We start from the raw sequence: 22,445 nt of genomic DNA, 5'->3' as shown, positions 1-22,445 counted from the left end.
GACCCGCTCTCACCTCGCGGCCGCCGCCCGGCACCGGCTGGCGCGTCTCGCTCTCGACTGGCGGCTGCCGGCCCTGGCCCCAGGTGGCACGAGCCGCTCTCCGCTGGCGGCTGCCACCCCAGGCATCGGCTGGGGCGCCCCGCTCTCAGTTGGCGGCTGCCACCCTGGACATCGGCTGGGGCGGCTCGCTCTCGGCTGCCGCCGCCCGGCACCGGCTGGCGCGTCTCGCTCTCGACTGGCGGCTGCCGCCCCTGGCCCCAGGTGGCGCGAGCCGCTTTCGGCTGGTGGCTGCCGCCCCGGGCATCGGCTGGCGCGACCCGCCGCTGTCTGGTGGCTGCCGTCCGGGCACCGAGCCGTCGCTCTCTGCTGGTGGCTGCCGTTCTGGGTGCCGGGGCCCGACTCTCGCGGGGTTGCCGCCCCTCCAGCGCCACGGGCGCCCCCCGGTGGCGACAGACCGTTCGCTTGCCGGACAGGCGCCTGCTGGAGGGCCCGGCATCTCATCCCTGGGGGGGGCGCATCGCGCGTGCCGTGCGCCCCTCTTCTCTCGGAACGCAACTTTGCCAAAGTTGGTGCCCCACCCCCCCGGCCCCACATCGGAATGCAGAAAAGTCCCGCCGTATTCGCCCTCCGCCCGGCGTGGCGTGGGACTTTCCTGCAATCCCCTCCGCAACCGGCCGACTGGCACCCGCCGGGCTGCCCCAGACGCCGATCGCATGGCCCCGCCGACACTGCCCCCTGGCTCCCGCCTCCGAAGATCCGGTCGCCAGCCGCTCGACGCGACCCGCACCCCTCCCCGGAGCAGCCGCGCGGCCCCTCACCCGCTGACGGCGGCCACCCCCGACGAACCAGTCCGCACCCGCTTGACGAGAGCGGCAGCGATTCCCGGAGCAGCCGCGCACCTGACCCTCTGCCGGTCGGCCCCGACGAACTAGTCCGCACCCGGCAGGGACACAGTCGATACCACGGCGCCTGGTCGAGAGTCCCGCTCCCGGGCCGTCCGGTCGTCTTCCCTCGCGCGGTGGAGGGACGGGAGTCAAGGGTGGAGCGCAGCGCAATCGGCGCAGCCGACGCGCAGCGCAGCGGAGCGCCCTTTACGCCCGGCCCGTAACCGCCAAACTCCAGAGAACCGGACGGCACCGGCAACCAACACCAACGCAGGACCAGCACAGCACCCGCTACCACCCACGTTCACGCGGTCAGTCCTGGCTTACGGAGGGGGTCGTTCCCGTATCGGCTCCGGAACCCCTCGGGAAGGACACCTCGACTCGGCGGTTCTTTTTGCGTCCCTGCTCTGAGCTGTTGTCCGCGATCGGGTAGTCCTCGCTGTAGCCGCGTACGGAGTACGTGACCTCCGGGCCCAGGTAGCTGGCCATCTTGTCGTGCACGGCCTCGGCGCGTTCGCGCGACAGCTTCTTGCCGTGGCTGTACGAGCCGAGGTCGTCCGTGAAGCCGAAGACGCGGACGTTCGTCGCCTTCTGGGCTTTGGCCTCCTCGGCGATCGCCTTGATACGGGAGTTCGCCTCGGGGTTCAGCTTGTTGCTGTCCTTGGGGAAGAGGACTTCGGCTTGGAGGGCGAACTTGACGTCCGTGTTGGTGTCCTCGCGACGCTCCTCGCCTCCCATGTCCTCGACCACTGACTTGATGTCCAGGACCTTCGCCGGGGCCAGGGTCGCTCCATCGGCCAGCTTCAGGCCGGGACTGTTGGAGTCGACCTCCTGGGGCGGGGTGGTGGTCGTGCTGCCGGGGGGTGTGCTGGGGTCTTCGTCATCCGCGTAGGCGGAGGTGCCGGACAGGAGGACCAGGGCTGTGAGGGTCGCCGTTGCCGTGGCGAGACTCCGTGTGCGTGATCGTGAGTGGCCCATGGGTCACTCGCCCTCGGAGATTTCGATGGGGGCGGGGGGCATGTTCCCAACCTGGAACTCCACCTTGGAGGAACCTTCAGGTGGGGCCGGGAACTGTGCGTACCAATCCGCTGTATCCCCTGACTTGACCCCTCCGACAAAGCGCGTGCAGAGGCAACGTCCGCTCGTGTCCCTGAGGACGAGGTACTTCTTCCTGCCGGCTTTGTCCACCAGGCTCGCGCCAGCAACAGAGGAAGCGTTCTTGGCCAGCTCACGTTCATCACCGCGCCAGTCAGCGGCAACCCACAGTCGTGATCCGCTATTCGTCACCCTGCCGGATACCGTGACGAAGCCACCTTGATCGCGAACCGCAGAGGTTACGACAAGAGAAAGATCTCCCTGCTTGGACTCAGCAAGCGTCTTGTCCGTGGCCGGAGGCTGCGAGCTCTTCGACTCGTCGTCGTCGCCGCGATCATTCGGCTTTGATGGAGAGGAGGAATTCTTACCGGAGTCGGACTTGTCATCCCCGTCTCCGCCGCCCCCACAGCCAGCGACCGTGAGGACCAGCCCAGTCGTGATCGCCACAGCGGTCATTGCCCTGCGGGTCTTCGTAGTGCGCCGTATGCTCATCGCGGCGGTTTCCTTCTCTCGTCGTTCGCTTGTCAGTCGGCCAGATGCACAGCGAAGAGAACAGATGCATCTGGAAGATCGTCTAGATCAAATTCTTCGGGATCAATCTCGAAGGATTGGCCGCCATCACAGTCGAACTCCACAGCTTTCTCGGGATCGACCGATGCAACGACGTCGCAGCGGGGTTTAATGATCGCCGTGGCCTCAGCAGTCGCGTGCTGGGACTCAGTCCCCGGAATGATCGAATCACCGACGGTGTAGTTGGTTTCGACCTTTGCCCGATAGCCTGGGTACCCATTCACTTCGGCCGGGCTGATCGTCGCGGTGGAGTCGTTGTCCGCAGCGAGTGCATCCGCTGCGGCTTGCGCCCCGGCTCCGGTGAAGTTGTCGCCTTGAAGCCAGTTGAGCCACTCGTCTCCCTCGCCGATCGACAGGCCGAGGCCTTCGATCAACTCGTCCCGTGAGGCCTGCGCGGCTGCCAATGCCGCAGCGTCGGCAGCCGATTGGGCGCCGTTACGAGCAGAGGCAGCCTGGGCAAACGCGAAGAAGGCGAACGCGACGAAGAGCAGAATCCCCGTCACCCAGATGTAGATGGGGAGAGTCTGCCCTCTGTCACTGCGCCACTTGACCGTCTTCAGCCACCGATGACGTCGGCCACCGCGTCGCCAATTGCCCCGGAAATCTGCCCATCCAACCCAAGGCCGTCGATCAACGTAAAGATCCCCGCGATCAAAATCATCAACCCCGCATACTCCACAAACCCCGCCCCCGCATCCCGCTCCCTCCCCCGAACCCGGGAAGTCACGGTGACGGTCCAGTTGACCCAGACTCTGAGTGCGCGATCTTTCAGCACGACGGCCCCTTCTCTCCCACCCGATACACGCGCCGCGAAACACACCGCCGGCGCGATCAATTTCGACGCCGCTGTCGTCATAGGCAACGTACGCGAGATCATGTGACCCATCAGCCACTCTCCGCAACCAGTGCCGTTCGTGACGCGCAAGTTGGCGAGTTCCCTTCCCCGGCCGCGTGGTCATCACGCACCTCGGAAGCGTGCGGCGGAGGTTCTTGACCGGGCTGTCGGTGGTTCGCTGTGTTTCACGACTTCCCCTCCCCTGAGCCTCATTAGCGCGCCTTTTGCAAAGGTCACTTGGGGGACGTAGGCCTTGCCTGGGTCGGCTCCGAAGGTGTTGCGGCTCTCCCAGTCCCCGAGCGACTGTCCCACATTGGGTTGCAGCCGCGAAGAGGTTTCGTCGAGTGGCTTGATAACGGCTCCCGCGGGGAGGGCCGACGCGGCGATCACAGAAGCTTTCACGGCAGCCCTCACTTCCCCAGGATCGAGCCGAAATCGGATCCCGATCCGAGGAACATTCCCGCCGCGATCAGAATCATCGTGGCCGGAAGCATGAAGACCAGGGTCACCATCGTGGCCTTCGGGATCGTTTTGGCCGCCCTGCGGCGGGAGTTCTGGGCGTCCGTGCGGCGCATGTCCGTCGCCAGTTGGATGAGCGTGTCCGCGATGGGGGAGCCCAACTCCTCGCCCTGTTGGAGCGCCGAGACGAACTGGGAGACCTGCTCGGAGGCGTTTCTGCGGCGCAGTTCGTCGAAGGCCTGGCGGCGGCTGACGCCCATGTCCATCTGGCGCAGTGTGATGCGCAGTTCGTCCGCCCACGGGCCCTCGTAGCGTTCCGCCACCCGGTCAAGCGCCTGGCGGAAGCCGAGGCCCGCCGACACCACCACCGCCAGTACGTCCAGGAAGTCCGGCAGGGTGCGGTCGATGACCTCGCGGCGTTCCCGTACCGCCTGCCAAATGAGCCCGTCCGCCGCCGTCACGCCGAAGCCGAAGGTGAGGAGGCCGAAGAGCGGGGAGCCGTTCGTGAGGAAGACCAGGCCCATCACGAAGCCGAAGATGCCGTAGACCGCCCTGCGCGCCGCGTAACGGTCGATCGTCAGGCCGCCCGGGTTGCCCGCCATGTCGATCCTGCGGCGCTTGGCGTCCACCCGTTTCGGGCCCATCAGGCGCAGGACCAGCGGTGCGAAGCGCATGCCGAGGCGGTCCACCGCCGAGCCCGCCGTCGAGACGCGGGTGGCGCCCACCTCCAGGGCGATCGCGAGGTCCGAGGGGAGTTTCGCCTCCGCGCGGTACATGCGCACGCCTTGGCAGACGCCCGCCACGGCGAGTCCCATCACCACCGCCAGGCCCAGTGCCAGCATTTCAACTCCCCTCCGCTGTGCGTCCGGTCCTCAGACTTCGATCTTTCCCAGGCGTCTGATCACGAAGAACCCCACCCCGTAAAGTCCCAGCGCGATCAGGATCAGCGTCTGGCCCATCGGCGAACCCGTCACCCTCGCCAGTGCGCCCTCATTGGAGGAATTGATCAGGAGCAGCGAGCCCAGGCCCAGCAGCGGGACCGTGAACGCCGTCGCGTGGACCTCCGAGAGCATCGTGCGGACCTCCCTGCGGGTCTCTTTGCGGTCCTCCAGGGTCTGGGTGAGGTTCCGGAGTGAGTTCACCACCGAGCCGCCCGCCTTGTTGGAGAGGACCAGGGTGGTCACGAGCACTATCAACTCGCGGGACGGGAGGCGTTCGGCCAGCTCGCCCAGCGTGTCGTCGATCGAGCGGCCCAGCGCCAACTGGTCCGCCACCATCGACAGTTCCTCGCCCGCCGGTGCCTCCAGCTCCTCCGCCGCCATCGCCAGTGACGTGCGCAGGGCCAGTCCCGCCGCTGTGGCGTTCGCCAGGATGCGGGCCACGTCCGGGAGTTGGTTGATGAAGGCCTCGATGCGCTTCTGGCGTTGCCAGTTGAGGAAGACCACCGCGCTCCAGATCGCCACCACGCCCGCGATCGGGCCGAAGAACGGAGCCAGGGTGGCCGCCGCCATCAGCCACAGAGCGGCGACGACCGCCACGACGTAGACGAAGAACTCGCCGGCCGTGAGGTCCAGGCCCGTCGCCGAGAGGCGGAGGTGGATGGCGCGGCCGAGGCGAGTGCGGCGCAGGCGGCGGTCGACGGCCGAGAAACGGCGGCCACGAGCACCTGCGTCGCTCGTGCCGCCGGGGCCGATCGACAGACGGTCGACCAGCGCCTGGCGCTGGGCCCGCCCCGAGGCGTACGCGTGGACGCCCGCCACGGCGAGCGTGCCGGTCAGGATCGTGGCGCCGAGAGCCAGCAGGGCGGCTTGGTTCTCCATCAGGCGGTGGCCTCTCCCGTACCTGTATCCGTACCCGTACCCGTGCTCGGGCTCGTGCTCGCCCTCGCGCTCACACTCGTACTCGCGCTCACACTCGCCCCCGCCCTCATCCGATCGCCTCTCTCGTGTTCAGTACGTCGATGGCCTGCGCCACTCCGAAACCGGGCGGCACCGGCTCACCCGCGACGTAGAGACGCTCGGCGACGGAGCGCGGGAGCGGCAGGTGCTCGAAGTAGCCGTGCACGCGGCGGTCGAGGCCGCCGCCGCCCGGCTGGTGCGGCACGAAGCGCGTCACCGGGGCGATGCGGAACTGTTCGCGGCCGTGCGACACGAGCAGGACGATCTCGGCGACCTTGCGGGAGCCGTCCGCGAGCCTGGCCAGCTGGACGACCACGTCCACCGCCGAGTTGATCTGGTCCTTCAGCGCCTCGAAGGGGATCTGGACCTCCGACATGGAGCCCAGGGTCTGCAGGCGCATGAGGGCGTCCTCGGCCGTGTTCGCGTGGACCGTGGCGAGGGAGCCGTCGTGGCCCGTCGACATCGCCTGGAGCATGTCGAGCGTCTCGCCGCCCCGGACCTCGCCGACGATGATGCGGTCGGGGCGCATACGGAGGCTGTTGCGGACCAGGTCGCGGATGGTGATCTGGCCTTTGCCCTCGACGTTCGCGGGGCGCGATTCGAGGCGGATCACGTGGTCCTGCTGGAGTTGCAGTTCCGCCGAGTCCTCGATGGTGATGATGCGTTCGTGGGCCGGGAGGAGGCCGGAGAGGGCGTTCAGGAGGGTCGTCTTGCCGGAGCCCGTGCCGCCGCTGACGATGATGTTGAAGCGGGCCCGTACGAAGGCGGAGAGCAGGAGCAGCATGTGCTCGTCGAGCGAGCCGAGGCCGATCAGCTCGTGCAGGGTGTAGGCGCGGGGGAAGCGGCGGATGGTGAGCGTCGCGCCGGTGAGGGCGAGCGGCGGGATGATCACGTTCACGCGCTCGCCGGTGGGCAGCCGGGCGTCGACCATCGGGTTCGACTCGTCCACGCGGCGGTTGACCGTGGAGACGATGCGCTCGATGGTCTGCATGAGCTGGTCGTTCGACGCGAACCGGAGGGGGAGCTGCTCGACGCGTCCGGCGCGCTCGACGAAGATCGAGTCGGGGCCGTTGACCATGATCTCCGTGATGGACGCGTCGGCGAGGAGCGGTTCGAGTACGCCGAGTCCCAGGGCCTCGTCCACGACGCGGCGGATGAGCTGGGAGCGTTCCGAGGTGGAGAGTACGGGGCCCTCGCGGCTGATGATGTGGCCCATGACGCGTTCCAGGCGGACCCGGCGGTCGGCCGTGGTGAGGGACGACATCTCGGCGAGGTCGATCTCTTCGAGCAGCTTGGAGCGGTAGACGGCGACGAGGCTGTCGTCGCGGCTCGGGCCGCTGTCCTTGCCGTGGTCGTGCGCGGTCGCCACGCGGTCGCGGAGGCTCATCTCGGCTCTCTCAGCTCCCCTCTTCGTCTTCGTCGTTGGGCATCGTGGCCGACTTCGTGACGGACCATCCCGCGTCCACGAAGGGCAGGAGCGTGGGGACCTGGACGGTGACGTCAGCCGTGGTCGTGGCGCCGCCGCCGCTGATGGCGACCTGCGCGTCGAGGCTGCCGTCCATCGCGGCCATGCCCGCGGCTTCGCCGCCCTCGCCCTGCGAGGCGACGCGGGCCGCGGCGCGGGCGCCGGATCCGGCCTGGTTGACGGCGTAGCCGACCAGGCCGAGCTGGATGGCGGCGAGGCCGACGAGGAGAAGGACGGGCAGAAAGCCGGCGAACTCCAGCATGGATACGCCGCGGTCGTCACAGCGGCGTTTCCCCCTCGGTCTCCGGGGGCCGTTCAGCCCGTCCCGCGTCTGCGGACGGACACGGCGGAGCCGGTGATCGGCGGTGCGCACGAGTCGGACTCCGCCGAGCCGGTGATCCACGGCGCGCGCGAACCGGCGGCAACCCCTCACCCGTCCTCACCCTCCTTCGCCGCCCCCGCCTCCCCGCTCACGCTCCACCCCGTGTCGATGCCGGGGAAGAACAGCGGGACGTCCGCGTCCACGTGGGCCTTCCACACCGAGCCGTCGTCCGTGCAGGACACCGTCGCGCCCTGCCACGCCGAGGGCAGATGCTCCTTCGCGGCGGCCGTGCACGCCGCCTCGCCGCCCTCGCCCACCGCGTACGCGGCTGTCGCGGCCCTCGCTGCCTCGTCCGCCGCGTTTCCCGCGAGGGAGAACGTGTAGCCGTACAGCGCGCACTGCCACAGGAGGCCCACCACGGCGAGCAGGAGCGGGAACATGCCGGCGAACTCCAGGGTGACGGCGCCGCGGTCGCTCCCGGCCGACCGTTTCCGGAGGGTCAGCGCGCTCCGCTTGCCGCCGCCGGACGCCTGAGCGTCCACCAGGCCGAGCTCGCCCGCCAGCGCCCACAGTGCCTGCTTGACCGAGGACTTGCTGTCCAGGTCCTGCATGCGGCCCGCGTCGACCGCGCCCTGCAACTCCTTGAAGTTCGCGGGGATGGCGGTGCGGGCCACCTTCGTCCCCGTCACCCGTTCCACCAGGGAGGGCTGGATGTCCGCGCCCTTGCCGTGGCGGTTGACGACCGTGAGGGTCTCCTCCGCCTTGCGGATCTGGAGGCGGTCCCACAGGCGCACCATGCGCTTGGCCGCGCGTACGGAGACGACGTCCGGGGTGACGAGGAGGATGGCCTGGTCGGCGAGTTCGATGGCGGCCGCGCTCGCCCCGGTGACGTACGTACCGCAGTCGACGAGCACGACGTCGTAGCGGCTGCGCAGGGCGCCGAGCGTCTGGCGGGCCACCCTGTCGGTGATCTCCTCGCCCCGCTCGCCCTCGCCGGGGGCGAGAAGGAGGCCGATGCCGGTCTCGTGGGTGTAGACGGCGTCCTGGAGGACGCGGGGGGTGATGTCGGTGATGGCCGCGAGGTCGGCTATCGAGCGGCGGAACTGCACGTCGAGGTAGGAGGAGACGTCTCCTGACTGCAGGTCGAGGTCGAGGAGGGCGACGCTGCGGCCCGACGCGCGGGCCGCGAGGGCGAGTTGAACGGTGGCGAGGGTCGTCCCCACGCCTCCCTTGGCTCCGCTCACCGCCACGACGTGCCCGCCGCCGGGGCTCTCCCCCGGACCGGCGTACAGCTCCACGCCCGCGCTGCCCAGATGCCTGCGCATCCCGGCCGACCAGGCCGCCGCCGCGTGCACTCGCTCGGCCAGCGCCTCGAAGGCGAGCGGGAAGCCGACGATGCCGCGCGCACCGGAGTCCATCGCGGCGGTCAGGAGGCCGGGGCTGGTGTCGGCGGTGATGAGGACGACGCCGACCGCGGGGAAACGCAGGACGAGGTCGCGGATCAGGTCGAGGGCGGGTACGGGGCCGATGCGCTCGTGGATGAGGACGACTTCGGGCAACTCGTCCAGGGACTCGGCCGCGAGCCGCGCCAGGGTGTCGAGCAGCGCGGTGGAATCGGCGACGGGGAGAGCGGGCTCGGCGTCCGGCAACTGCCCGACCAGGGTCGAGAGTGCCCGGGCTGCCTCCATGTCCCCGATGGCGGGAAGGATGCGGGTCGTCATACGGGGTCGCCTCCCGGCCGGGGACGCCGGTGCACCGGCCTTTCCCGTACACCCGCCCGCTGTCCCGGCAGCACCCGCCGAGGTTCAGACATGCGTCGCCTCATACGCGCGGCCCCCTACTTGTCCTCGTCGAGTGTGTACGTCCGGTCGCCCCGCGGGATGCTGCTCTCCTCGCCCTGGCCGACCAGGGCGAGGCGTACGTGCGTGGCGAAGGATTCCGCGTACGCCACGCGCTGCGCGTCCGCCGTGTCCAGGGCGAAGGTGATCGGCACCGCCTCCGTCGCCGTACGACGGCTGCTGCGGTCGTCCTGGTCCGGGTCGAGGGCCGTCAGCTTGCCCACGTCGATGACCTTCGCGGACTCGACGATGACCTTCGACTGGTCCTTGGCGTTGTCGGTCTCGGCCTTGAAGGTGGCGTAGATGTTCACCGTCGAGCCCGGCGTGATCTTGCCCGCGACGCCCGTGGCCGCGTCGATCATGATGGCGATCTCCTGCTGACCAGGGTCGAGCGAGGGACGGTTGACGATCATGTCCGTCTGGAGCAGCGAGCCCTTCCGCAGCTCCGTCACCGCGATCTTGCCGCGCACCTGGCGGAGGTCGGTGACGGCGTTGTCGGAGAGCCACCGCTCCGGCATCTCGACCTTCTCGAACTGATCCGCGCTGAGCTCCTTGTAGGGGGCTATGTCCCCCTTGAGCTTGTACGCGGCCACCTCGGGCCCCACCTTCGAGTTCACGTCCCGGATCACCGAGAGGACACCCGCGAACGCGCCGAACGCGGCCAGGACCGACAGGACCAGCAGGATGACGCCGCGGCGCTGGCGTGAGTTCATGAACCGGACTACCTCGATCGGGTGCGGATGGCTACGGACAGTGATCGGCGTGGTGCGCGTTCAGTTCGGGTTCGTGCACGTCAAGGGGCCGGGCTTTACGTCGCGCCTCGTGGCAGCGCTCGTACGGGAGCGGCGGAAGCGGAAGCAGACGCAGCGGCGGGAGCCGGCGCCGCCCGTTCCGAAGGCGACGCGAGCGTCGCCGCGCAGAACCCGCAGCGGTCGCCGATGAGTTCCAGGCCGCACCAGTGGCAGCCGTCCCGCCGGACGGAGGCCACCAGTTGGTAGAGCACGGAGATGTCGGGGATCGCCGCGGCGAACTCGACCAGCTTGCCCGTCGCCCACCAGCGCGCGGAGTCCCCGGGAAGCCGCGCCTCCGAGACGCCCTGGGTCCGCCAGGCGGGAGCCAGCGTCTCGGTGACCCAGGCCGGGGCCAGCTGCCCGGTGGCGTACAGCATCTTCGTGCCGAAGCCGGGTCCGGGGAGCGTCGCGTCCCCCGAGATCTTGACCAACTCGGGTCGCGGAGTGGCGAGTACGGCGAACTGGGCTCCCGGCACCCACGACTTGGCGTGCGATTGCAGGGTGACCGGGACCCGGTCGAGTTTGGCCACCGAGCCGAGCAGCGCGCCCGCGTAGATGTAGTGGGAGAGGAGACGGGCCGCCGACGCGAGCACTCCGGGGCTGAAGTCGCAGATCGACAGCTGGCGGAGTTGGAGCGCGAGGACCGCGAGACCCAGCGGCGGCAGGTCCGGGCGGAGGATCGCGATGCGGTCGCTCTCCAGGACGGAGCGGATCGCGTGCATGCGCTGCACGACGGCGGGCGGCGCCGACGCGGAACAGAGGACGATCACATAGCCGTGGTGCTCGATGAGCGTGTGCATCTCGGTCAGCGCCTGGTCAAGGGAGTACGTCCGTGGTGACCGGACGGCGCTCTGGAGGACGGCCGCGGACGGTGTGTGCCGGTCGGGCGACGGCAGCACCAGGTCAGGGCCTGTGACGGCTATGGCGGTCGGCATGCGTACACCCCCCGGTCTTCCCCCGGTCTCCCTGCACTTCTGCCTCAGCACCATATCCAGGTCAGCGCCACCTCAACACCCAACTTCCCACTGTTCACACAGAGGTTGGCCGGACTGCCGGGGTCCGCGTGATGTCAGAGGTCTTGACAACCCAATTGGTCTGGACCAGCTTGTACGACCACTGGCCCGGGTTGCACCCCCCCCAAGCGAGAGCTCCGCAGCGCCGCCGCTCCCCCGGCGGCGCTGCGGCTGCACGGCGAACCCGCTAGAAGAAGCTGCTCCAGTCCTGGTCGGTGATCTGCTTGACGCACAGGACCAGGAAGAGCAGGCCCGCGACCGTCAGCATGCCGTTGCTGAGCATGCCGTTGCGCCACTCGCGCGGGGTGCGCGACGAGTTGAGCAGCCAGACCAGGGTGAGCGCGAGGAACGGCATGAAGGCCGCGCCGAGCACGCCGTAGATGATGATGAGGCGGAACGGCTGCCCCTGGAAGAGCAGGATCATCGGCGGGAACGTCATCCACAGCAGGTACGCGCGGAAGGGAACCGACTTCTCGCGCGCACCGGACGCCACCTCCTCGCCGGTGAGGGTCTTGCTGTCGGCGCCCGCCCGCTGCTTGCGGTAGCGCTCCACGAAGTCGGCGAACATCAGGCTCACGCCGTGCCAGACGCCGATCAGCGAGGTGAACGAGGTGGCGAAGAAGCCGATCAGGAACATTTTGGCGGTGGCGCTCCCGTACTCCTTCTCCAGGATGTCGGAGAGCTGGACCAGGCCCTTGTCGCCGCTGGCGATGGCGACGTTGGCGGAGTGCAGGAGCTCGGCGCCGACGAAGAGCATGGAGACGACGAACACACCGGTGGTGATGTAGGCGACGCGGTTGTCGAGCCGCATCACCTTCATCCACCCGGCGTTCGTCCAGCCCTTCGCGTTGACCCAGTAGCCGTACGCCGCGAGGGTGATCGTGCCGCCGACGCCGCCGATCAGGCCGAGCGTGTTGAGGACGGAGTCCTTCTCGTCGGGCAGGACCGGCAGCAGGCCCGCGAAGGCGTCGCCGAGGTGCGGGGTGACGCGGATGGCGAGATAGACGGTGACGACGAACATGATGCCGACCAGCACCGTCATGACCTTCTCGAAGACGGCGTACTTGTTGAACCAGACGAACACGAGCCCGACGACGCCGGTGAGCATGCCCCACCATTTGAGGTCCATGACGTCCGGGAACAGCGCCTGGAGCGGCAGCCCGGAGGACGACATGGCGGCGGCGCCGTAGACGTAACCCCAGATCACCACGTAGACGACGAAGAACCACGTCGTCCAGCGGCCGAGGCTCGCCCAGCCGTCGAAGAGGGTGCGTCCGGTCGCCAGGTGCCAGCGCCCCGCCGCCTCGGCCAGCGAGATCTTCACGACGCAGCCGATGACGGCGGCCCAGAGCAGGGTGTAGCCGAAGTTGCTGCCCGCGATGAGCGTGGCCACGAGGTCGCCCGCGCCGACGCCGGTGGCGGCGACGACGATGCCGGGTCCGATGTATTTCCAGCTGGACTTGCGGGGCTGGGAAGCCGCATCTCCCGTGGCAGCGCCGCTGCCTGTCGTTTCAGCCATGCCGATCAAGAAACCGCATGGCGGCCCACGGCACAAGGGGTTGGCCGAAGACAGCGTTGACCGGAGCATGCCACGCGCCCACGATGGGGCCGCGCAACCCGCACGCCGCAAAGCGCGACCCGCACCGCGCGCTGTGCGACCCGCACCAGGAACCCGCACCGCCCGCGTCGCACTGAACCACCCCCCCACCCCCAGGAGACTTCATGCGACTCCGCATACGCGGCAGAAGATCCGCCGCCCTCGCGGTACTTCTCGCCCTCGCCGTGGCGGCGCCCATCACCGCCAACGCAGCACCGGACACCGCCGCCCCCGCCGCTCGCGGCACGGCGGCCACCGACAACGAAACGCGCCAGTACGAGATCCCCCTCGGCGACGACCCCGCCGCCCGCACCGCGCTCGCCCGCACCGGCGTCGCCATCGACGAGGTCGACGCCCGCGCGGTGGTCGTCTCGGCCGACGGCCGCGAGGCGGCCGGGCTCCGGGACGCGGGCTACGAACTCAAGGCCCTGGCCGGACCCCCGAAGCGTACGAACGGGGAGCCCGTGGAGGCCAAGGACTTCCCGCCCGCCGACGCGAGGTACCACAACTACGCCGAGATGAACGCGGAGATCAACCAGCGCATCGCGGCCCACCCGACCCTGATGAGCAAGCGGGTCATCGGCAAGTCCTACTCGGGTCGGGACATCATCGCCATCAAGATCAGCGACAACGTGGGTACGGACGAGGCGGAGCCGGAAGTCCTCTTCACCCACCACCAGCACGCACGCGAACACCTCACCGTCGAGATGGCGCTCTACCTCCTGCGCGAACTGGGCGACGACTACGGCACGGACGCCCGGATCAAGAAGATGGTCGACGAGCGCGAGATCTGGATCGTGCCGGACCTGAACCCGGACGGCGGCGAGTACGACATCGCGACCGGCTCCTACCGCAGCTGGCGCAAGAACCGTCAGCCCAACAGCGGTTCGTCGAACGTCGGCACCGACCTCAACCGCAACTGGGCCTACCGGTGGGGCTGCTGCGGCGGCTCGTCCGGCTCCACGGGCTCCGAGACCTACCGCGGCCCGCGCGCCGAGTCGGCCCCCGAGACGCAGGTCGTCGCCAACTTCGTGCGCAGCCGCATCGTCGGCGGCAAGCAGCAGATCAAGGCCTCCGTCGACTTCCACACGTACAGCGAACTGGTCCTGTGGCCGTACGGCTACACGTACAGCGACACGGGCCCCGGCCTGACCCAGGACGACCGCGACGCGCACGCCACGATCGGCCGGAAGATGGCCGCGAGCAACGGCTACACGCCCCAGCAGTCCAGCGACCTCTACATCACGGACGGGTCGATCAACGACTGGCTCTGGGGCAACCAGAAGATCTTCAGCTACACCTTCGAGATGTACCCGTCGTCCGCGGGCGGCGGCGGCTTCTACCCGCCCGACGAGGTCATCGAGCGCGAGACGAGCCGCAACCGCGACGCGGTCCTGCAACTCCTGGAGAACTCGGACTGCATGTACCGCTCGATCGGCAAGGAGCAGCAGTACTGCGCCGGTTGATCCCGTACGACGAACAGGGGGCGCCCGGCGATCCGCCGGGCGCCCCCATGGACGTACGTCCCGCTACACGAAGAGGCTCACCACGGCCGCCACCGCGAACCCGGCGACGGACAGCACCGACTCCAGGACCGTCCACGTCTTCAGCGTGTCCCGCTCCGAGATGCCGAAGTACTTCGCGACCATCCAGAAGCCGCCGTCGTTCACGTGCGAGGCGAAGATCGAGCCCGCCGAGATCGCCATGATGACCAGGGCGATGAAGGCCTGGGAGTAGTCGCCCTCCGCGAGGAGGGGAGCGACGATGCCCGCCGTCGTCACGATCGCGACCGTCGCCGAGCCCTGGGCCACGCGCAGGACCAGGGAGAGGAGGTACGCGAGGACGATGATCGGCAGGCCCACGTCCTGGAAGGTGTCGGAGAGGGCGCCGGCCACGCCGCTCGCCTTGAGGACCGCGCCGAAGATGCCGCCCGCGCCGACCACCAGGAGGATGTTGCCGACCGGCTTCAGGGAGGAGGTCGAGACCGTCTCCAGGGACTTGCGGGACCAGCCGCGCCGGATGCCCAGCAGGTAGTACGCCATCAGCAGGGCGATCGTCAGGGCGACGAAGGGGCTGCCGAAGAACTCGATGACGCTGCGCGCGGTCGAGGGGTCGAAGGCGATCGAGGAGAACGTGGCCAGGAGGATCAGGAACAGGGGCGTTCCGATGATCGTGAAGACGATGCCGAGCGGGACCGGCTTCTCGCCGGGCTCCACGCCCGCCGCACGCTGCTCGGCGACGACCGCCGACCGGGCTTCCTCGGCGGCCTCGACCATGTCCTGCGGGACGGGCACGAAGATGCGCTTGCCGACCCAGGCGGAGTAGACCCAGGCGGCGATGACGGCCGGGATGCCGCAGACCAGGCCCATCAGGATGACCCAGCCGAGGTCCACGTGGAGCAGGCCGGCCGCGGCCACCGGGCCGGGGTGCGGCGGCAGGAACGCGTGGGTCATCGAGAGGCCCGCGAGCAGGGGCAGGCAGTAGAGGAGGATCGACTTGCCGCTGCGCTTGGCGGCGGCGTACACGATCGGCGCGAGGACGAAGATGCCGACGTCGAAGAAGACCGGGATACCGAAGATGAGGCCCGTCAGGCCCATCGCGAGTGGCGCGCGCTTCTCGCCGAAGAGACCGAGGAGCCGGGAGGCAAGCACTTCTGCGCCGCCCGACACTTCGAGGATCGCACCGAGCATCGTGCCGAGGCCGATGATGATCGCGACATGGCCGAGGATGCCGCCCATGCCGGACTCGATGACGGAGACCGCGTCGGACTTCTGGACCGTGCCGAAGAGTTCGGTGACGGAGAGACCGGCCGAGAGGCCGACGACTATGGAGACCGCGAGCAGCGCCACGAAGGGCTGCAGCCTGACCTTGATGATCAGGAAGAGGAGAAGCACGATGCCGAGGGCGGCGACGGTCAGGAGACCGGCGGTGCCGTCGATCAGGGCGAGTATTCCGCCGGTGTGGACTGGCTCCTCGGCGGCGGCCGCGAGCGCGTTGAAGGGGGACGGGGACATCTTTGACCTCGTAAGTGCATGGAGCTTTCGGGGCAGGGGGGATCACGGCGCGGCGCCCGAAGGGGGGAGTTGGGCGCCGCGCCGTGAAGACTTCGGTTTGCGGGGGGTTTTGGTGCAGGCGCGCCGAGCGCGCGGTCGGTCTCAGCCCAGGACGGCGAGAGCGTCGATCTCGATGAGCAGGCCCTTGGGCAGGCCCACGTACACCGTGGTGCGGGCCGAGGCGGGGGCCTTCAGGCCCTGCTCCTCGAAGTACGCGTTGTAGATCTCGTTCATCTCGGCGAAGTGGTCGACGTCCGTGAGGTAGACGCGCATCATCATCACGTCGTCCCAGGTCGCGCCGCCCTCTTCGAGGATCGCCTTGACGTTGGCGAACGTCTGGAGCGTCTGCTCGCGCAGGGTCGGGCCCGCGGGGGTGGGGGCCTTGCCCTCCTCGGCGGGCAGGAAGCCGACCTGACCCGCGACCTGGAGGATGTTGCCCTTCTTGACGCCGTGGGAGAACTTCGCGGGCGGGGTGGTGTGCGTGGCCGGGGTGAGGGCCGTCTTCTCGGTGGTCATGACGTGCTCAGGCTTCCTTCAGGGGTGACTTGCCGGAGTACTCCCGGCTGATGGCGTCCGCCGTGCGGCGCACCTGCGGGAGCAGTGTGAGGAGTTCCTCGGCGGTGACGACGACATTCGGCGCGGAGACCGACATGGCGGCGACGACGCGGCCGTCCGCACCGCGGATGGGGGCCCCGATGCAGTTGATGGACTCCTCGTGGCCACCGAGGTCGGTGGCCCAGCCCTGTTCGCGCACCGTCGCCAGTTCCTTGAGGAACGCGGCGGCGTTGGGCGTCGAACGGGACGTGTACGTGGGGTAGTCGAGCTTCTCCGCGACGGCGCGGCGCTCGGCCTCGGGAAGGTCGGACAGGAGCAGTTTGGCGACGGCGGCGACCGTGATCGCCACCGGCTTCCCGATGCGCGAGTACATCCGCACCGGGTAGCGGCTCTCGACCTTGTCGATGTAGAGGACTTCCTGCTCCTCGTAGACCGCGAGGTGGACCGTGTGGCCGCACTTCTCGTTGAGGGCGAGGAGGTGGGGGTGGGCGATCTCGCGTACGTCAAGGTTCTCGACGGCTTCCTGGGCGAGCGCGAAGAGGCGGGCGCCGAGGCGGTAGCGCTGGTCCGACTGGCGGTAGACCAGGCCGTGTTCGTGGAGCGTGCGCAGGAGCCGCAGGGCGGTGGACTTGTGCACGTCGAGGCGCTCGGCGACCCGGCCGAGGTCTGCGGGGCCTTCGGCGAGCAGCGGCAGGATGGACAGGGCTCGGTCGACGGTCTGACTCATGGACGTGCCTCCTCCTTGGCCTCGGTGTTCACGGGGACGTCGTTCGTGGGGGCGCCGTTCCCGGGGACGGCGTCGGTCCAGCCGGGGCCGAGACGAAGTGTGCCCCAGGCTTCGGTGTCCAGGGCGGCGAGTCGGTCGGCGTCACCCCTCGCGGGGGGTGTGGCGAGGTCGCCGGGGACGGTGAGCGCGGCGGCGGCCATCAGGTGTCCGTGACGGAGGCGCCGGTCGGCGGGGAGTCCGCGCAGGGTGGCGGAGAGGAACCCGGCGGCGAAGGCGTCACCGGCGCCGACGGGGGCGACGACGTCCACCTTGAGCGCGGCCCGGAAGACGCTGCTCTCGCCCTCGGTGTAGACGGTGGCGCCCGCGCTGCCCTGCTTGACGACCAGGGTCGCGGGCTCGGGGAGCGCGGCGCGGATGGCGTCGGGGCCGCCGGTGACGCCCCAGGCGTCGGCGGCCTCGTCCTCGCCGACGAAGACGAGGTCGGCGCCGCGGGCCAGGTCGAGCAGGACGCGGGAACCTTCGCCCGCCGCGCTCGCGTCGCCGCTCCACAGGCCGGGGCGGTAGTTGACGTCGAAGGACACCAGCGGGCGCCCGGCGCGGGGAGCGGTCAGTTCGCGCAGGAGAGCGAGGCACTCCGCGGACAGTGCGGCGGTGATGCCGGAGAGGTGCAGGATACGGCCGGCGTCGAGGGCCTCGCGGTCCACGCTGTGGGGCGCCATCGCGGAGGCGGCCGATCCCGCGCGGTAGTAGAGCACCTCGTGGGCGTCGGTGTCGCGGTCGTCGGCGGTGCGGAAGTAGATGCCGGTGGGGCGGTGCGGGTCGCGGCCCACGGCGCTCGTGTCCACGCCGTAGCGGGCGATCGCCTCGACGAGGTGGTCCCCGAAGCCGTCGGCGCCGACGCGGCTGACCCAGCGGGCGCGGTGGCCCGCCGCGGCGAGCGCGCAGGCGACGTTCGACTCGGCGCCGCCGATTCCGCGATCGAAGGAGGGTACGTCGGCGAGGCGGCCGGCGCGGGAGGGCAGGAACGTGACCATGGACTCGCCGAGCGCGACGACGTCCACCGGTGCTTGCGCGGCCTGCGCGGCCTCTGCGGTCACGATCTTCCTGCCCCTCAAACGACTGCCCGGATCCGTTGACCCGGCGTTGGCTCGGATGTTAGACAGCAGTAAGCGACATACGCAATGACCGTTGCACATAATGCAACGCACCTTTTCGAGGAGGCGCCATGGCCGCCGGCAACGCAGCCGACCGCTCCGCCGCAGCACGTCAGGCACAGGAGCTCGACCGGCTCGCGCAGGAGCGGGTCGACCACCGCTTCAAGGGGCTCCCGCCGGACGCGGAGGGCCTGACGGTCGGCGAGCTCGCGGCCCAGCGCCGGAACCTCTTCACGGACGGTTTCACCACCCCCGTCCTCGCGCTCTCCGCCGAGCGCCTCGAACACAACCTCGCGCTGATGGAGTCGTACTCCGAGCGGCACGGCCTCGCCTTCGCCCCGCACGGCAAGACGTCCATGGCGCCGCAGCTCTTCGCGCGTCAGATGGAGCACGGCGCGTGGGGCATCACGCTCGCCGTGCCGCATCAGGTGCGGGTGGCGCGGGCCTTCGGGGTGGAGCGAATCTTCCTCGCCAACGAGCTGGTGGACGCGGCGGCGCTGCGCTGGATCGCGGCCGAGCTGGACGCGGATCCCTCCTTCCGCTTCATCTGCTACGTCGACTCCGAGGCCGGTGTCGCCCTGATGGACGCCGCTCTGCGCGCGGCGGGCGCGACGCGTCCCGTCGACGTCGTGGTGGAGCTCGGCGCGGGCGACGGCGCGCGCACCGGGGTGCGGACCGAGGCCGAGTGCGTGGAGATCGCCAACGCGGTCGCGGCTGCGGACACCCTGCGGCTCGTGGGCGTCGCCGGGTACGAGGGCGAGGTGCCGGACGCGACGTCCGAGCGGGTGGAGGCGTGGCTGCGCCGGCTGACCACCCTCCTGGTGGAGTTCGACAAGGCGAACCGGTTCGCGGATCTGGACGAGGTCGTCGTCAGCGCGGGCGGCAGCGCGTGGTTCGACGCGGTGGCGAACGTCTTCGCGGAGCTCCCCGAACTCTCCCTTCCGGTACTCAAGCTGCTCCGCTCCGGGGCGTACGTCTCGCACGACGACGGTCACTACCGCCACCTGACGCCGTTCAACCGGGTCCCGGACGAGGGCGCGCTGCATCCCGCGTTCCGGCTCTGGACGCAGGTGGTTTCCCGGCCGACGCCGGAGCAGGCGTTCACGAACGCGGGCAAGCGGGACGCCGCGTACGACATCGATCTGCCCGAGGCGCAGGTTGTCCGGCGCGGCGGCGTCGAGCGGGCCGCGACGGGCGTCACGGTGACGGGCCTCTCCGATCAGCACGCGTGGGTTCGTACGACGCCGGAGGGGGATCTCGCCGTGGGCGATTGGGTGGGCCTCGGTCTTTCCCACCCCTGTACGTCCTTCGACAAGTGGCAGTTGATTCCTCTGGTCGAGGCGGACGGAACGGTCACGGACTACATCCGTACTTTTTTCTGACCCCTGGGTCTTGGGCGGGTGGGGTCTCTGCGGGGGCAGAACAGAACCGCCGCTCCGCGGCGGATGTCTCCCACCCACCCACCCGATTACCCCGCATCACCCGGGCGGGGGCAGGGGCGGGGGCACCGCCCGCAAACAGTCGCCGGCGTCGGCGGCGACAGACAAAACCGCCGCTCCGCGGCGGACGCCTCCCACCCACCCGCCCGATTACCCCGCATCACCCGGGCAGGAGGGCGGGGCCACCCGCAGACCGCTGCCGACGGCGGCTCGCGGGTTCGCCCGCAGGGCCGCCCACCCGCAGTCGCCGGTGGCGGCCCGCCCCCGCCGGGGCCACCCGCACCCGGCGACGAGACCCGCACGGGTGGTGCGGGTGGGAGCGACAACCCGGCCGGAGGCCGGGTGCACCACACACAACCTGCGCCCACGCAAGAAAGAGGCACCCGACATGGACCTGGTGATCCGAGACGCCCGCGTCATCGACGGCACCGGAGGTGCCTCCTACCGAGCCGACGTCGCCGTACACGAGGGCAGGATCACCACGATCCACCGCGAGGGGGACGCGGGGCCCCGCCCCACGGGGACCCGCACAGTCGCCGCCCAAGGCCTAGCGCTAGCGCCCGGTTTCATCGACATGCACGCCCACAGCGACCTCGCCCTCCTCCGCGACCCGGACCACAGCGCGAAAGCCGCCCAGGGCGTGACCCTGGAGGTCATCGGCCAGGACGGTCTCAGCTACGCGCCCGTCGACGACCGCACCCTCGCCCAGGTCCGCCAGGCCATCACCGGCTGGAACGGCGACGGAAGTGACATCGACTTCGACTGGCGCACGGTCGGCGAGTACCTGGACCGCCTGGATCGCTCCCACGGCGGCCACGGCACCGCCGTCAACGCGGCCTACCTCATCCCGCAGGGCACCGTCCGTATGTACGCGGTCGGCTGGGACGACCGCCCCGCGACCCCCGCCGAGGTCGAGCGGATGAAGCAGCTCGTCGCCGAGGGCATGGAGCAGGGCGCCGTCGGTATGTCGTCGGGCCTCACCTATACCCCCGGCATGTACGCCGACGACTCCGAACTCACCGAGCTCTGCAAGGTCGTGGCCCAGTTCAACGGCTACTACTGCCCCCACCACCGCAGTTACGGCGCCGGCGCCCTCCAGGCGTACGAGGAGATGGTCAACCTCACCCGCACCGCGAACTGCCCCCTCCACCTCGCGCACGCCACCATGAACTTCGGCGTGAACAAGGGCAAGGCGCCCGACCTGCTCGCGCTCCTCGACAACGCGCTCGCGAACGGCGCCGACATCACCCTGGACACGTACCCCTACACCCCCGGCTGCACGACCCTCGTCGCCATGCTGCCCAGCTGGGCGAGCGAGGGCGGGCCCGACGCGATCCTCGCGCGCCTCCAGGACGACGCGACGGCCGAGAAGATCCGCCACCACATGGAGGTTATCGGCGCCGACGGCTGTCACGGCGTACCGATCGAGTGGGACAAGATCGAGATCTCCGGCGTCTCCGTCCCCGGTCTCGAATCCTTCGTGGGCAAGACGGTCGCCGAGTCCGCCGCCGAGCGGGGCGAGGAGCCCTGGATCACCGCCCGCCGCCTGCTCGTCAACGACAAGCTGGGCTCCACGATCCTCCAGCACGTCGGCCACGAGGAGAACGTCCAGGCGATCATGCGCCACCCCGTGCACACGGGCGGCAGCGACGGCATCCTCCAGGGCTTCAAGCCGCACCCCCGCGCGTACGGCACGTTCCCCCAGTACCTCGGCCGCTACGTCCGCGAGCTCGGCGTCCTCACCCTGGAGGACTGCGTCGCCCACCTCACCGGACGCCCGGCGGCCCGCCTGCGCCTCCCCGACCGGGGCCTCGTCCGCGAGGGCTACCGCGCCGACCTGGTCCTCTTCGACCCTCAGACGGTCGCGGCGGGCTCCACCTTCGACGCGCCCCGCACACTCCCGACGGGCATCCCGCACGTCCTGATCGACGGCAAGTTCGTGATGCAGGACGGCCGCCGCACGGACGTCCTCGCGGGCCGTTCCGTGCGCCGCACTCCGTAGCTACTTCTTCTTCTTGATGTCGATATGGGCGTTGAACCGTGCGCCGAGGATGGTGACGAACACGTTCCCCTGCCAGCCGCGCGTGGCCAGCGTGTCCCCGACCTGCTTCTTGCCCAGGGCCGCCTTGTTCTGGATGTCCAGCGCGTAGAAGTCCGTGAACTGGTCGTAACCGCGCTCGTCGGCCAGTTCACCGAGTTCGCTCCACTCGGTCTGGAAGGCCGCGTAGTCCGCTTCCGACATGCCCGGACCGAACGTGAAACTCGGGTTGTTGGCCTGGCCGTAGTGGTGCTGGCACTGGGCGAGGAGCGACCCCGCGAGGGTCTTCGCCCCGGCCGCCTTCACCAGCGAGTCGCCCTGCCCCTCGATCGCCGCCTCGCGGGCCGCCACCCGCTCGGCGCGCCGCTGCTCGAACAGGTCGTCGTCGAGGGTCTTCTTGGCCGCCACAAGGCCGTTCTTGTCGCTTTCGGTGTGCGCGATGCGGACGGAGGCGGCCCACTTGGCCAACGGAATGACTCCCCAGGGCAGACCGATCTCGTCGCTGTACGCGATCAGCAGCTCGGTCGCCTCTTTCTCGTCGTTCGCGTATTCCACGTGTCCGATCATCTTGGTCATGGTGACCCCCTCGTCCCCCGCCGGCTCGTCCGGCGGGTTCCGCGGCAACGTCTCACCGGAGCGGGCCGCCGTCACCGGGTGGCGGCCCGTCCGGTTCTTACCTGCAATCCACCCCCTCATACGCCCTCAGGGGCCC

Annotated in this window: 20 protein-coding genes; 3 read left to right on the top strand and 17 right to left on the bottom strand. The window is 69.7% G+C overall.

What is annotated here, in order from left to right; genetic code table 11:
• Nucleotides 1–1,196: 1,196 nt before the first annotated feature.
• The 12 genes from IE226_RS33920 to IE226_RS33865 form a co-directional block, all read right to left on the bottom strand.
• Nucleotides 1,197–1,862 (bottom strand): OmpA family protein, encoded by a 666-nt coding sequence (locus IE226_RS33920; protein ID WP_190085280.1) that lies wholly within the window; start codon nucleotides 1,860–1,862, stop codon nucleotides 1,197–1,199.
• A gap of 3 nt (nucleotides 1,863–1,865) precedes the next feature.
• Nucleotides 1,866–2,471 carry a hypothetical protein gene (locus tag IE226_RS33915; protein WP_190085279.1) on the bottom strand — a complete coding sequence of 202 codons (606 nt, stop codon included), beginning with the start codon at nucleotides 2,469–2,471 and terminating at the stop codon, nucleotides 1,866–1,868.
• A 32-nt stretch (nucleotides 2,472–2,503) separates the two neighbouring features.
• Nucleotides 2,504–3,052 (bottom strand): pilus assembly protein TadG-related protein, encoded by a 549-nt coding sequence (locus IE226_RS33910; RefSeq protein WP_229871693.1) that lies wholly within the window; start codon nucleotides 3,050–3,052, stop codon nucleotides 2,504–2,506.
• Nucleotides 3,053–3,105: 53 nt separating this feature from the next.
• Entirely contained in the window at nucleotides 3,106–3,435 is a 330-nt protein-coding gene (locus tag IE226_RS33905; RefSeq protein ID WP_229871696.1) for a hypothetical protein, read from the bottom strand.
• Nucleotides 3,436–3,794: 359 nt separating this feature from the next.
• Nucleotides 3,795–4,685, bottom strand: coding sequence for a DUF5936 domain-containing protein (locus IE226_RS33900; protein ID WP_190085278.1), 891 nt, complete (start codon nucleotides 4,683–4,685; stop codon nucleotides 3,795–3,797).
• A gap of 30 nt (nucleotides 4,686–4,715) precedes the next feature.
• Complete coding sequence (locus IE226_RS33895) at nucleotides 4,716–5,663, bottom strand: type II secretion system F family protein (RefSeq protein WP_190085277.1); 948 nt, start codon at nucleotides 5,661–5,663, stop codon at nucleotides 4,716–4,718.
• A 106-nt stretch (nucleotides 5,664–5,769) separates the two neighbouring features.
• On the bottom strand, nucleotides 5,770–7,128 hold the full coding sequence (locus IE226_RS33890) for a TadA family conjugal transfer-associated ATPase (RefSeq protein WP_190085276.1): 1,359 nt from the start codon (nucleotides 7,126–7,128) through the stop codon (nucleotides 5,770–5,772).
• A 10-nt stretch (nucleotides 7,129–7,138) separates the two neighbouring features.
• Nucleotides 7,139–7,468: a TadE/TadG family type IV pilus assembly protein gene (locus tag IE226_RS33885; protein ID WP_190085275.1), complete on the bottom strand. Its 330-nt coding sequence runs from the start codon at nucleotides 7,466–7,468 to the stop codon at nucleotides 7,139–7,141.
• Nucleotides 7,469–7,635: 167 nt separating this feature from the next.
• Complete coding sequence (locus tag IE226_RS33880; protein WP_190085274.1) at nucleotides 7,636–9,249, bottom strand: CpaE/TadZ family protein; 1,614 nt, start codon at nucleotides 9,247–9,249, stop codon at nucleotides 7,636–7,638.
• 116 nt (nucleotides 9,250–9,365) lie between these two features.
• Nucleotides 9,366–10,079 carry a Flp pilus assembly protein CpaB gene (gene cpaB, locus IE226_RS33875; protein WP_190085273.1) on the bottom strand — a complete coding sequence of 238 codons (714 nt, stop codon included), beginning with the start codon at nucleotides 10,077–10,079 and terminating at the stop codon, nucleotides 9,366–9,368.
• Nucleotides 10,080–10,174: 95 nt separating this feature from the next.
• A complete protein-coding gene (locus tag IE226_RS33870) occupies nucleotides 10,175–11,092 on the bottom strand; it encodes a hypothetical protein (protein WP_190085272.1) in 918 nt (305 codons plus the stop codon).
• Nucleotides 11,093–11,357: 265 nt separating this feature from the next.
• The gene (locus IE226_RS33865; protein ID WP_190085271.1) at nucleotides 11,358–12,689 is read right to left on the bottom strand and encodes an Nramp family divalent metal transporter; all 1,332 of its coding nucleotides are present in this window, start codon (nucleotides 12,687–12,689) and stop codon (nucleotides 11,358–11,360) included.
• 203 nt (nucleotides 12,690–12,892) lie between these two features.
• On the opposite strand from IE226_RS33865, the gene IE226_RS33860 reads away from it, so the two are divergent.
• A complete protein-coding gene (locus IE226_RS33860; protein ID WP_190085270.1) occupies nucleotides 12,893–14,233 on the top strand; it encodes a M14 family metallopeptidase in 1,341 nt (446 codons plus the stop codon).
• Nucleotides 14,234–14,296: 63 nt separating this feature from the next.
• On the opposite strand, the gene IE226_RS33855 is transcribed toward IE226_RS33860, so the two are convergent.
• From IE226_RS33855 to IE226_RS33840, 4 genes are all read right to left on the bottom strand, one after another.
• On the bottom strand, nucleotides 14,297–15,781 hold the full coding sequence (locus IE226_RS33855) for a GntP family permease (protein ID WP_190085269.1): 1,485 nt from the start codon (nucleotides 15,779–15,781) through the stop codon (nucleotides 14,297–14,299).
• Nucleotides 15,782–15,922: 141 nt separating this feature from the next.
• The gene (locus tag IE226_RS33850) at nucleotides 15,923–16,336 is read right to left on the bottom strand and encodes a RidA family protein (protein WP_190085268.1); all 414 of its coding nucleotides are present in this window, start codon (nucleotides 16,334–16,336) and stop codon (nucleotides 15,923–15,925) included.
• A gap of 7 nt (nucleotides 16,337–16,343) precedes the next feature.
• A complete protein-coding gene (locus IE226_RS33845) occupies nucleotides 16,344–17,102 on the bottom strand; it encodes an IclR family transcriptional regulator (protein ID WP_190085267.1) in 759 nt (252 codons plus the stop codon).
• Nucleotides 17,099–18,136, bottom strand: a complete 1,038-nt coding sequence (locus IE226_RS33840) for a sugar kinase (RefSeq protein ID WP_229871695.1) — start codon at nucleotides 18,134–18,136, stop codon at nucleotides 17,099–17,101. The genes IE226_RS33845 and IE226_RS33840 overlap by 4 nt, the downstream gene beginning before the upstream one ends.
• Nucleotides 18,137–18,327: 191 nt before the next feature.
• Between IE226_RS33840 and IE226_RS33835 the strand changes: the two genes are divergently transcribed.
• A complete protein-coding gene (locus IE226_RS33835; RefSeq protein ID WP_190085265.1) occupies nucleotides 18,328–19,638 on the top strand; it encodes an amino acid deaminase in 1,311 nt (436 codons plus the stop codon).
• Between the two features lie 445 nt (nucleotides 19,639–20,083).
• Nucleotides 20,084–21,697, top strand: a complete 1,614-nt coding sequence (locus tag IE226_RS33830) for an N-acyl-D-amino-acid deacylase family protein (protein ID WP_190085264.1) — start codon at nucleotides 20,084–20,086, stop codon at nucleotides 21,695–21,697.
• Here the strand turns inward: IE226_RS33830 and IE226_RS33825 are convergent, their stop codons facing one another.
• Complete coding sequence (locus IE226_RS33825) at nucleotides 21,698–22,309, bottom strand: hypothetical protein (RefSeq protein ID WP_190085263.1); 612 nt, start codon at nucleotides 22,307–22,309, stop codon at nucleotides 21,698–21,700. It abuts the gene before it with no gap.
• Between the last annotated feature and the right edge of the window lie 136 nt (nucleotides 22,310–22,445).

It is taken from the genome of Streptomyces longisporoflavus (assembly GCF_014649775.1).
Classification (GTDB): domain Bacteria; phylum Actinomycetota; class Actinomycetes; order Streptomycetales; family Streptomycetaceae; genus Streptomyces; species Streptomyces longisporoflavus.
The sequence above is the reverse complement of the archived record's forward strand: the minus strand, read 5'-3'. Positions and strand labels throughout refer to the sequence as shown.